An 11,899-nucleotide genomic window follows, 5' to 3' on the forward strand; every position below is an offset into this window, starting at 1 on the left:
TATCTCCGGAAGAATTTACCCCGTTGTTGATGCAGTTATCTCGGGAGGAGTTGATTTCTCGCTTTCGCCAGTGAGGGAGGTTAGCATTTTTCGTTACATGGCATATCTATCGAAGGGTAGATTTGTGAAAAATCCATACCGAAAAGGCGATCGCCAGACGAAACCCCCGTAATTCTAATAGAATGAAAAGGACGAATTGGTTTTCTCTTTATGCAATGCAGATTGAATCAGCAGGGATTTGTGCGGTGGTGTGTGGCATTTCTTCTCACCCTGACCCTCTGGAGTCTTGGCGGAGGCGCGATCGCCGCACCCCACACCCTCGCCACCAATCCCGTTTCTAACCGCATTCCGAAGGATGTTGCACCCCTCGCCACTGGGCGCGAAGTGTTTGAAACCGCTTACAACGAACGCTACACTTGGGATGAGAATTTTCCCGGCTATCAGGCAGAAGTTTCGGTGAATGATGGCGGCAAAATCGAGCAAGGATTAGTTCGCGTGACGCCGGATTTGGAGGTTTCCGTCCTCAACATTTCCGATGAGGATATCCGCGATTTAGTGAAAGAACAATTGCAGATGGAAGTCATCCACCGCAAGTCCGTTCCCTTTGACAAACGGCACGAAAATAGTACCTTTGAACTCGAAGATATCGATGAGTTGGGAGCGGCAAAAATTAAAGAAATGGGAGAAAAATCTAATCCTTCCTATAAAGTGCAAGATAACCAAATCGTCCAAGTCAATCGCAGTTTCGATGATGTCGCCCTGACGGTTGATGTGGTCGGCACCATTAAAACCCCAGAAGGATTTTTGCCCATTCACACCCAAACGGTTTACCGCGATGCCGATACTGGGGAAATTTTACAACAAAATGACGTCCGGGATTTCTATGAAAAAATTGGCGGCTACTATTTGCTCACCAATCGGACGATCCGACGCTCAAAAGAAGGTAATCCGGAGTTACAATTAACGCCGGATAGCACCATCCGATTTAATGACGTGCAACCGTTGTAATCTCGCGTGAAATTAATAACTCGTTCCTAGAAGTTACCTAGGAACGGGTTAAATTAACGGAGATTTTATCGAAGGTAAAAATTAGTTTAGCGTCCTCACAGTAAGGACTTGAGGCGGCACGGAATCCGGGGGATAAAGGAAGTCTACTCGCAGCGATCGCGCTTCTGTCGGTGCTAAATTCAGCGTCACTAACGGATCGAAAATCTGACTGCGCCGATGGCACAAATGCAGGAGGTAGCGCGTCACTTCCTCACCCGCATCATCTTCATAAACCTTGGCGCTAAGTTTCGGGTTGATAAAAGTTTCTGGAAATGAGGTAAAAAAACCCCTGCTCTCAATTTTAGCGGGATGGGATGGGCAATGCCCACCCTAAAAATAGAAGCTCCGGGTTATTTTTGGCGGCGGTATTTTTCTCCCACTTAAAACGCGATCGCCATTCCATCGGTGCGGGGTTCGGAACCAGCAAAAAATACCCCATTTTCCTTTAAAATAATTTGCCCGCGTCCGAACAAATGCTCTCGGTTACTCACGCGGACTTCGTGAGCGCGATCGCGTAAGTCGTCCACCACCGACTCGGGCACACTGGGTTCGAGCAACACGCGATTTCCCCGCACAAAATGCCATCTCGGCGCATCGATCGCCGCTTGCGGATTGAGGTGATAATCCACTAAATTAGACACCACTTGTAAATGTCCTTGGGGTTGCATCGGTCCGCCCATCACCCCAAACGGTCCCCAAGGGCGATCGCCTTTAGTGAGAAACCCGGGAATAATCGTATGAAACGGACGCTTTCCGGGGGCGAATTGATTCGGATGTCCGGGTTCTAAGGTGAAACCACACCCACGATCGTGCAGGGAAATACCGGTTTCGGGAATTAAAATCCCGCTTCCAAATCCCATATAATTGGATTGAATAAAGGAAACCATCAACTCGCCATCGGCGGCGGCGAGATATACCGTACCGCCTTTGGGGAAACCGGGTTCCGCCAGGGCGATCGCCCGTTCGCAAATCCCCCGAGTGCGATCGCGCGCGTAGTCTTTCCCTAACAACCGATCCACCGATACCTCCATAAACGCCGGATCGGCAGTATAGCGATGCAGGTCAGCACATGCCAGTTTCATTGCTTCGATTTGCAAGTGATATCGCTCCCCGGACTGATGCGGATATTGGCTTAAATCGAAGCGTTCTAAAATATTCAGGGCCATCAAGGTAGCTAATCCCTGGGTATTGGGCGGCATTTCCCACACCGTCACATCCCGATAGTCAGTGGCGATCGCGGCCACCTCAAGGGCTTCATGTGCCTCTAAATCGGCTTTAGTGAGAAATCCGCCAGTAGCGGCGGCAAAACTGGCGATTCTGTCGGCGAGTTTGCCGTGGTAAACGCTTTCGCCTCCGGTTTGGGCAATTTCTCGCAATGTATCGGCATGAGCCGCACTTCCCCAGACTTCTCCGGGATAGGGAGCGCGGTTATCCGGGAAAAAGGTTTGTTTAAATCCCTCGAATTCCGCCCCCTTTAACGGCAGATAAATCGATTCAGCAACCTTCCAAGCTTGCGCCAACACGGGAGATACGGGAAATCCTTCTTCGGCGTGGCGAATGGCAGGGGAAAATAACCGTTCAAACGGAAGTTTACCCCAGCGATCGCTGGTGGCCCGCCACGCCGATACCGCACCGGGGACGGTAACGGGCAACCAGCCGTAAGACGGCACGCGATCGCACCCTTCAAATTTTTTTACCGACAAGCCTTGCGGGCTTTTCCCCGACCCATTGATGCCGTGCAATTGACCATCCCACACCAGAGCAAAGGCATCGCCGCCAATTCCGTTCGCACAAGGTTCCACCACGGTGAGCGCGATCGCCATCGCGATCGCCGCATCCACCGCATTTCCCCCCGCCTGCAAAATTTCCATGCCGGCGATCGCCGCTAGCGGTTGACTCGTCGCCACCGCCCCCCGCTTGCCCATCATCACTCGCCGCGCTGAGGGATAGGGGTACTCCATTAAATGTCCTGGCAGCATAATAAACCCTGAATCACTGATTCTTCTCTTCGGGCAAAATTATAGGCGAGTTACTCTTGCTTTTGCTTAAATCTTGTGTTAAATTAAAACTAACCGCAGCCCAACTGTGGGAGCTTACATACTTTACGTTTCTACCAACGTTCACGTGCCAAAGCTCCCCGAACTTCTGCGGTTTTTCAGATTTTTTATAAAATTAATCGAGTCGCGGCAGTTGCCAGAATAGCAGAAAGTGACGGCGAATCGCGATCGCCGTCACCCTCTGGGAGGAAACTGTTTTGGTAGCAATTAGCGAACCAAAGCGGTTTCTTTTTCTTCTGCTGCGGCTTCTTGCACCGGCGCTTCCACCGCTTCAGAACCAAACACTTCATCGGCGCTCACCAGCTCATCGGTGGAGGAAAATTCCGGGTGTTCCGCACGACGAGCATCGGCGAGACGACGCACCGCGAAAATGCCAGCACCAGTCGCCAAGGCGCTGCCCCCCAGAATTGCCGCTTTAAACGGTAAAGCGCTATTGCCGATATTTTCGGAAGACTTGTTGATTCCCTTGGCGAAGGGGCAGCCCACCGCTTGCGCTTCGCTCGCCAGCAAGACGCCAGCGCACAGCGCGGTAGTGGAAACCAGAGCAGCCAGGAATTTATTCGATTTCATATGGCGATTTTGTGAAGAATAATGACAACTGTTTTAACTATTGTGTACGAAATTCAGAAAATTGCAAGTGGATCCAATTGGGTAAGTTTCGGGGTGGCTGCGAGAAGGTCTTATGGCGCAGAATGCTTGACAGGTAACGATTCTGGTTAAGATAGTCAGAGACTATCGTACAAAAAAAAGTGTCATGGAATACAAAAAACTCGGCGATCGCGATTTATTAGTATCTGAAATCTGTCTGGGAACCATGACTTATGGGCAGCAAAACACCCTAGACGAGGCCCACCAGCAACTCGACTATGCCATTGGCGAAGGCGTCAACTTCATCGATGCGGCGGAAATGTATCCCGTCCCCGGGCGCGCTGAAACCCAGGGCAAAACCGAAGAATTTATCGGCAAATGGTTAGTCAAGCAGCAGCGCGACAAGCTGGTGGTTGCCACAAAAGTCGCCGGACCTAGCCCTCGGTTCAAGTGGATTCGCGGCGAAAACAACAAGCTCGATCGCCCAAATATCGAGCAAGCAGTCAATGACAGTTTGCAACGCCTGCAAACCGATTATATCGACCTTTATCAAATCCACTGGCCCGATCGCTACGTCCCCTTATTTGGTAGCCCCAATTACGACCCGAAATACGAACGCGAAACCGTTCCGATTGCCGAACAATTGCAAGTGTTCGCCGACTTAATTAAAGCCGGAAAAATTCGCTATCTCGGATTGAGCAACGAAACCCCTTGGGGCGTCTGCGAGTTTTGCCATCTCGCCGAAACCATGAACCTACCCAAAGTGGTTTCGATTCAAAATGCTTACAGCTTGCTCAACCGCGTGTTTGAAATTAATCTCGCAGAAGCTTGCCGATTCGAGGGCGTGGGATTGCTCGCCTATAGTCCCCTCGCCTTTGGCATGTTAACCGGCAAATATATCGATGGAATTCCGGAAAATTCCCGCTTAGCTTTGTTTGAAGGTTTCGGTCAGCGCTATGAGAAAAGTAACGCCAGCGTCGCCGTGAAACGGTATGTGGAAATTGCCCAAAAACATAGCTTGACCCCTGCTCAATTAGCCCTCGCATTCGTGCGATCGCGATGGTTCGTCACCAGCACCATCATCGGCGCAACAAACCTGGAACAACTCAAAGAAAACCTCAGCAGCGTTAACGTGGAATTAACCCCCGATATCCTCGCCGAAATTAACGAAGTTCATGCCCAATATCCCAACCCCACCCCTTAATCTCAATTTTCTCCCTTAACCGAATCCCCTTTTTTCCGCTAACTTAGGGACACGGCACTGCCGTGTCCTGACAATTATTTACCTTCCATTAAATTCATTAAAAACTGCATAAAAAAGCGGGATAGGTTTTGATTATTAGGGGGATAAACGAGATTAAATGATTAATTCGAGGGTTGCCTAAACTTTTCCACGAAATCCTGCATTTGTTCATAATGAGAACCCTTCCAGTAGATTTTATCGCAAGCCTCACAGCGACGGAAATCGTCATAGTGTTCGCGAGTTTTAGGTTGCAAGCGATGTAAAATATCTTGCTTTTCTACAACTTCTAGAGTTCCATTGCAGTGGATGCAGCGAGAAAAAGGAGAGATAGAATCAAACAACTCGAAGCGGCGCAAAACTTCCTCAAGTCGCTGATGCGGATTCATCGATCGCACCCAATAGCCGTGGGTGACAATTCCCCGTTTCAGCAATCCGATATCTCGCGTCAGCAAAATGCGATTTTCCGTACTCGAAACCCAGGCTAATTCTTCATCCGGATAGTCATTGCGATAAAGCGTATCGAAGCCCAACATCCGCAAAAATCCCGCCAATTTGCCCAGATGAATATCCAGCACGAAGCGCGGTTCCGGTTGCGGGCGCAAAGGGACAACAGGGGAAATATCCACCGATTGAGAAATGGGATAAATGTCGCAGCGATCGCCATCTTTTACCCCATAAGCAAAATCCACGGATTGACCATTGACCACAATCAGATGCACTTCCGGATGCGGCACCCCAAACGACTCAATCGAATCTTTAATCGCGGGATTGTCTTTAAACTGATGCGTCAGGGTGGCATTGTGGCTCTCCGGAGGCAGAAAGTCATTTAATTCAGCATAAAAGCGATATTGTGCTCGATTCATTTTCCTTAAACGTCGGGATAAAAAATGGGGATAGTTTGAGGGTAGCAAATAAAAGCGCCAGATGAAGGTTTCTCTCGGATGATTCAGGGTCTATTCCCCTGGGGTTTTTTCAAAAATGAACGAGATAAGCAATGATGCACAATAAATTGCCCGGGGAGAGTATGTACTGCCCCTCGCGCTTGCGGTTCGATCCGATTCACCCTGGGTTCTTATTTAGCGTGGATTATTTATAGTTAACCGAGTCCCACAGATCGCGGGTTACGATCCTTGGAGAAACTCCACTACAGATAGATGCGATCGCCCGAACTTGCGGCTACCCTAAAACCATAGAGTTCATTCAACAGAGAGAAACCGTGAACGCAACCCTGGAGCGAGCTTGGGAACTCAAGCAACAGTTAGTTGATTTCGTCCTCGACGCTGAAGGAGACTTGGCAATTGCCCTGGAAACCTACGCCGCCGAAAACGCTTCCACTCAGCAAGCGGATATCAATCGCCGCAATATGCGAATTGATTCATTTACCATAGAAGGAGAAGTCGCAGAGAAAACTCCCCTCGACATTTTTATCGAAACCGAACCCGACTTATCCGAAAGCGATCGCCAACTCATCCAAAACTGGAAACAAAGCTTCATGGGATTGTTTGAAATCAAAGAAATTCTTCCCGATGGCTTTGAACTGATGAACTGGCTCACCGCCAAACAATATTTTGTCAAGCCCAACAATACCGCCCAAGCCGAAAAAATGGCGCGCATCAAACCCGGAGAAATTCTCCTCACCCGAATTGCGCCCCTTTCTGACAGAGAGTGGATGTTCTTTGGAACCTATGTGCCGATGGGTAAATTAGGGAAACCCAAACTTGCCGTTGCGGTGGGAAACTTTAAAGACAATTACAAAAACCATCTGTATGGCGATGCGCCGGAGATGTTAGAACAAGCCTGGGAATCGGTGAAGCAATATCACGATGAATTTGTGGAATTTTTCGGCAGCGATCGCTTTACCATCTCCGGCTACGAACTGAACAAAAAACTGGCCGAACTGCAAGAAAAAATGACCCAGCGCCGCCTGGAAGCCGCCGGGATTGACCAATCAAAATCCTTCGACGAAATGGCAGAAGAAGCCGGCGTCGATCGCGAAGAAATCCTCGCCGCCGCCGAAGAAGCCGGTGCCGATCCCAAAGAAGTTATCAAAGCCTTCGAGAACCCCGACACCAGCGACATGGTAACGCCAAAAGTGCAGTTACCGGATGACATCAAAAAAGCGGAAACCGTTACTTGTTTTTCCGATCCGCGCTGGGGTCAGATGTTTATTCCCACCTACGAGAAATTTCAAGCCACCTTATCAGCGCCGGAACCTGCCAGTCTCCCAGAAATCGAACGATTTTTGCGCTATTATTTGGAAGACCCTTCGATTAATTATTATATCTGGCAGCAATTAGCCGAAGAGTATCCGAAGCAATTGGAAAACCTGGTGCAAACGGTATTGGAGCGCCCGGAATTTAATTTAGAGCGTGACCTAGAATCGCTCTTGCAGGAATTTAATAAACCCTCAGAACCGACATTACCCGAATCTGCCTCCATTCCAGTGCATTTGCACGAGTTATTTGAATCGGCACTGATGCAGGTTCACAAATCTAAATCGAAGTCGAAAGGGAAAAAGAAAGCCGCCAAAGGGTTTCAACCTGCTTAAGCGGTGGGGGGATATCTCCCCCGCCATCCTCAGCAGTTCTGCACCCTGATTTGGGGTGTAATTTTTATTGGTTAACAATTCTATATATTTGAGTAAAATTGCTACAGAGGGGGAACGGGCAAGTGGCGCGATCGCCCTGGGTACAGAGGACAGACTCTGCCGGTGACATGGAGCCTCACCGGACCGGATAACCAGTCACCCCCGGAATTTAATTTGCTCCCCCTTGCACGATTTGCCAATCGGTCACACAATAAAGTAGAGAGGCGCAGAGGTTATCCGTCATCTATCTATGGTTAGAAAAAACAATCGCTTCGTTATTTATATTGTGGTGTGTAGCGCGCTTGGCGTTATTCTCGGAGGTACCGCCAGTCGGGCGGAACTCCATCAGTGCTTAATGGCTCCCGTACCCAGCAGCGAATGCTTGATGCAAGATCCGTTAATGAAAACCCTCGAAGGCATGAGCTTGGGTTTAATTGCCGGTGGGGGGGCGGCATTGGGTGCCACCTGGCAAATGTTGCAAAAAGAGAAATAACGACTGTGGCGATCGCCATTCCCGTGAGTTTATTGTACTCCAACGACAATGCGCCGACCCTGCTTATCCAAAGGTCGGCGCATTGATATTTTTCCCTTTCCCAAGACGGTGCATCTCTCGCATCGGTGAGTTAATCCAGTGGCAAACTGCGCTTTTCGGGAGGGTTCCTTCGCAGCGGCGGGAACCGCAGGGAAAAACGCAGCCGCGCTCTAAGAAAGCATGGGGTACGGGGGAACCCTCTACCCCATCATTCTAGATTTTCCCAAACTGAAAATAATCTGCACCGTTCAACTGAGGCTACACGACTAGGAAGCGGTGCGCGTGACCAAACCCCAGATGAAGATCAGGAGCATTGCCCCTAAGACAGCAGCAATAATTCCAGGAATGCTCAATCCTGTCGCTGAAACCCCGAAAATAGCTTTTCCGAGCCAACCGCCGACTAAAGCACCGAGAATTCCCAAACCAATGGTGGCAAAAATTCCACCGCCTTGATGTCCGGGATAAATCAGTTTTGCTAATGCGCCTGCAATCAGACCTAAAACGAGCCAAGTTAAGATACTAACCATATATTTTTCTCTCCTTTGATTTTCTATCGGCCTCTTATGTCCCTACACTAACAATTTAACGGGCTAACCCTCATCTATCGCAGGGAATAATTTGGCTGAGAAGCTGTCATATCGTTAGATAGAGAAAATTGTAGCCGGGATGAAAAAGAAGACACAGTGGCCAGGAAAGTGTTAGCGGAATTTCACAGAAGGTTATCGAAACTGCAGCTAGATGAAGCTCGTACCCGCTGCCCGATGATTGGCTGACAACGGGAGCGATCGCGCCTAAAAAGCCGCCGTTCCCATTCGCGGCCAGACTATTTCGATGAACTGCCACACCTCAACTCCAATTCTACCGGCCTTTTTCAGAAAATCCGCAAAATATTAAGAAACGATAAATCCTGCGAAATTGTTAAAACTTGCTTGAAGCACTACTGGTAAGATGTAACCATCAAAAATTGAGAAATCGTTCGAGTGCGGTCAACTCCAGGGACGCAAGGATAATTGCTGGCCCTTGAATGGACTGACCCACTCGCATCGGGGTGCCGATAGAATCGATAAACGCTCTTGAATTTCACAGGAGGAGGACATGTATCGCAAAGCGCTCAAACTAATAACCGGGACAAGTTTATTCCTGTCTATCTCTCTCGGGGCGATGTACCCCGCCATTGCTGACACCCCCCAACTCTCCCGCGAGGGGACTGCGATCGCCCAAACCATGCGCGGGGAACCCCTTAGAGGAACCGTGCAATCCATTCGCAACAATATCGTCACTCTCGAACTCCCCAACGGTGACATCGAACTGGTAGAGATTCCCCGCATCGAACAGGAAAGACTCGGATTGCTCCCTGGAAAAGAGATTCTGGTCTATGACGACAACACCGTAGTTCTTTATGAACCGACAACGGAAACAGACGTAGCGGCGGATACCTCCGTGGATGAAATCCGTCGCATCTTTGAAGAGATTCGCGCCCGCCGAGAAATCAACAAACCGATTTGGACGCCCCCTGAACCGATTTCGACGCCCGCTGAACCGCAACTGATTCGCAGCCGGCCCACCGCTCAACCCGCACCCGCGCCTACGCCGGTGCGCGTAGAAACCCAACCTCGAGAGCCAGTGCGTGCCCTGTGGTAGTTCCCCGCAGCAGATAAAAACCGTTTTCAGCTCGACGTTATTATCCAATCTCTTGCCGCTTTTCTCGTGCAAAGCGGCTTTTTTTATCTTGTCTCGCAGAAAAATCCTTTCAGTAGCCTCGGTGCATCAGACGCGGCGCAATTAGAATAAACAAAGGCAACGGTGCCTGATGCCAAACCCCTAGCAAGAGTTTATTCGCCATGTCAGAATCTATCTCATTGCCCGATCGCTATCTCCAACTCATTGATAAAATCGTCGATACCACCCTGAAAGGGAAAATTCGTTCCCAAGAGCAAGTGTATCAAATGCTGCTGCGAGAAGTAGAAAGCGGCACGGGGGAAATATTCGAGCGCGCCTTGAGCCAACGCCAGAGCGCCATTCAATCCCAAATCGATAGGGAAACCGATGAGTTAAAACAAGCCAAGGCAAACCGGAAATACAGAGCGTTACAAACCATCGCCCAACAGTGGGAACGCTGGGAAAAGGAAAACAAAGTCGCCGTGGCAATATCCCAGGCGGTGAATCAAATCTTCGACGCGGAACCCCCGCAGCGACTGACTGCATTGCTGCGCGCGATCGACCCCAACCAACCGGAAGCCCTCACCCAACAACAACAGCAAAAACTGGCGAAATTCCTCCAGCAAAAGCTGGAAAAAACCAACAATCCCGAACTTTCGCAGCAGATTTTGCCCTTAGCGATGGGATTGAAAAAAGGGTGGGAATCTTGGCAGCAACTCGAACAACATTTGGTCAGTTGGATTTACGATCGCGGTAAAGGTTCCCTGGGTTTTGGCGGGGTACCCGGAGAGGATGGACCCTGGGCGCTGTGGTCGAAAAAGCTGAATCGTCCGTTTCCCAAAGCGCTGTTAAATACCCTGGCATTCAATCGCTCTTTCTCGGATTTTTTACGGCAACAACCCACCCCAGACATGAGCGAGTGGGTGGAAACAACGGTGATTTTTCAGAGTTTGCAACGCGGTTTAGTGGCCTGGTTCGACAAAATGGTGTATGATTCCAAAGTCGGCGCTAAATTGTCGATTTCGACGTATTTAACCTTTGCGGTCATTTGGTCGCAGTTAGCCAATGCGGTTCGCCAGTCTGCTGGGTTGAATTCGACTTCGCGAGAGCAATTGGCTAATGCTTGCTTTCAAGTGACGTTACAGATTTTGCGCGCCTTTGCCCAGCGAGATTATTTTCCGCTTTATGGGGGGATTTTTGCCGCGTTTACTGGGGAATATTTGCGCGGCGCACTGGAATATTTGTCCGAACCCCTGCGACGAGTGGAAGGAACGGAAGAAAAGGCCAGAATTTTGACGTTGCTTGGTTATTCGATGCGAACGATGGGAGAATACGAGCGCGCTTTGGGATTTCACGAGCAAGCGTTGGAAATTTCCCGGGATTTTGGCGATCGCCCCTGTGAAATTGCCTCGTTAAATCACCTCAGTCGCACGTTTGTGGCGCAGAAGAATTATCAAGAAGCGATTCGCTACAGTCAGCAAGCGTTAGTGTTGTCCCGACAAGCCGGCGATCGCCTTTCTGAAGCCAATGCTCTGGCAACTCTTGGGTTTAGCGAGGTGTTTCAAGCGCGCGATCGCGGGGAATTGGAACCGGAAGTTTATGAAGTGGCCATTAATTATTTGCAACAGGGTTTGGCATTAGCTGAACGCGGCGGCGATCGCCAAAGTCAAGCGTTATGTTTTAGTAGTTTGGGGATTGCGTATGTGGAAATCGACCGCTATCAAGAGGCGATCGGATATCTCCAAAAAGCCTGGGAAGCCGCGCAAATTTCGGGAGATTTGTACCTGCAAGGTTTGACCTTAGGCTATCTCGCCCAAGCTTTTTTTCACCAGTCAGATTTGCCCAAAACCATTTTCTTTGGCGCGTTGGGAATGTATCGCCTCGAACAAATTCAGGCAACGGAATGGCGGCGGATCGCCGGCTTGCTTACTATTGTGAAAGGGCAATTAGGTGAGTCGGGGTTTCAAGACTTATTGGCAGAACAACGCCGTAATTTTCTCCCCGCGATCGGCGTCGATGGCTATGATTATCTGCCAGAATTGTTGGAAAAATACCAGCGATCGCTCGAATAAGCAAGGGTGCAAATTAGTCTCCCTACCCACTTCATCAACCACAAACCACCAATGACCAATGACCAATGACTAATGACAATTTACCACAAACCACCAATGACCAATGACCAATGA

At 49.6% G+C, this 11,899-nt stretch carries 11 protein-coding genes; 6 read left to right on the forward strand and 5 right to left on the reverse strand.

Translation table 11 applies throughout. The features are described from left to right. Positions 1-210: 210 nt before the first annotated feature. Positions 211-1,008, forward strand: coding sequence for a DUF3386 family protein (locus LKK83_RS03340; RefSeq protein WP_324629425.1), 798 nt, complete (start codon positions 211-213; stop codon positions 1,006-1,008). A gap of 81 nt (positions 1,009-1,089) precedes the next feature. Here the strand turns inward: LKK83_RS03340 and LKK83_RS03345 are convergent, their stop codons facing one another. The 3 genes from LKK83_RS03345 to LKK83_RS03355 form a co-directional block, all read right to left on the reverse strand. After that, a complete protein-coding gene (locus tag LKK83_RS03345; RefSeq protein WP_324629438.1) occupies positions 1,090-1,347 on the reverse strand; it encodes a DUF3370 family protein in 258 nt (85 codons plus the stop codon). An 80-nt stretch (positions 1,348-1,427) separates the two neighbouring features. Continuing rightward, the gene (locus LKK83_RS03350) at positions 1,428-3,026 is read right to left on the reverse strand and encodes a gamma-glutamyltransferase family protein (RefSeq protein WP_324629427.1); all 1,599 of its coding nucleotides are present in this window, start codon (positions 3,024-3,026) and stop codon (positions 1,428-1,430) included. 285 nt (positions 3,027-3,311) lie between these two features. Continuing rightward, positions 3,312-3,674, reverse strand: coding sequence for a hypothetical protein (locus LKK83_RS03355; RefSeq protein WP_324629428.1), 363 nt, complete (start codon positions 3,672-3,674; stop codon positions 3,312-3,314). A gap of 184 nt (positions 3,675-3,858) precedes the next feature. Between LKK83_RS03355 and LKK83_RS03360 the strand changes: the two genes are divergently transcribed. Further along, positions 3,859-4,896, forward strand: coding sequence for an NADP(H)-dependent aldo-keto reductase (locus LKK83_RS03360; RefSeq protein ID WP_324629430.1), 1,038 nt, complete (start codon positions 3,859-3,861; stop codon positions 4,894-4,896). A 161-nt stretch (positions 4,897-5,057) separates the two neighbouring features. Here the strand turns inward: LKK83_RS03360 and LKK83_RS03365 are convergent, their stop codons facing one another. Beyond that, the gene (locus LKK83_RS03365) at positions 5,058-5,798 is read right to left on the reverse strand and encodes a Mut7-C RNAse domain-containing protein (RefSeq protein WP_324629431.1); all 741 of its coding nucleotides are present in this window, start codon (positions 5,796-5,798) and stop codon (positions 5,058-5,060) included. A gap of 353 nt (positions 5,799-6,151) precedes the next feature. On the opposite strand from LKK83_RS03365, the gene LKK83_RS03370 reads away from it, so the two are divergent. Beyond that, the gene (locus LKK83_RS03370; RefSeq protein ID WP_324629432.1) at positions 6,152-7,483 is read left to right on the forward strand and encodes a hypothetical protein; all 1,332 of its coding nucleotides are present in this window, start codon (positions 6,152-6,154) and stop codon (positions 7,481-7,483) included. 289 nt (positions 7,484-7,772) lie between these two features. Beyond that, a complete protein-coding gene (locus LKK83_RS03375; protein WP_324629433.1) occupies positions 7,773-8,015 on the forward strand; it encodes a hypothetical protein in 243 nt (80 codons plus the stop codon). A gap of 305 nt (positions 8,016-8,320) precedes the next feature. On the opposite strand, the gene LKK83_RS03380 is transcribed toward LKK83_RS03375, so the two are convergent. Next, positions 8,321-8,581 carry a GlsB/YeaQ/YmgE family stress response membrane protein gene (locus tag LKK83_RS03380; protein ID WP_324629434.1) on the reverse strand — a complete coding sequence of 87 codons (261 nt, stop codon included), beginning with the start codon at positions 8,579-8,581 and terminating at the stop codon, positions 8,321-8,323. 568 nt (positions 8,582-9,149) lie between these two features. Between LKK83_RS03380 and LKK83_RS03385 the strand changes: the two genes are divergently transcribed. Together LKK83_RS03385 and LKK83_RS03390 are read left to right on the forward strand one after the other, a co-directional pair. Continuing rightward, positions 9,150-9,695 carry a hypothetical protein gene (locus tag LKK83_RS03385; RefSeq protein WP_324629435.1) on the forward strand — a complete coding sequence of 182 codons (546 nt, stop codon included), beginning with the start codon at positions 9,150-9,152 and terminating at the stop codon, positions 9,693-9,695. A gap of 200 nt (positions 9,696-9,895) precedes the next feature. Beyond that, positions 9,896-11,785 (forward strand): tetratricopeptide repeat protein, encoded by a 1,890-nt coding sequence (locus LKK83_RS03390; RefSeq protein ID WP_324629437.1) that lies wholly within the window; start codon positions 9,896-9,898, stop codon positions 11,783-11,785. Positions 11,786-11,899 lie beyond the last annotated feature (114 nt).

This window comes from Phormidium sp. CCY1219 (assembly GCF_035615515.1).
Classification (GTDB): domain Bacteria; phylum Cyanobacteriota; class Cyanobacteriia; order Cyanobacteriales; family Laspinemataceae; genus CCY1219.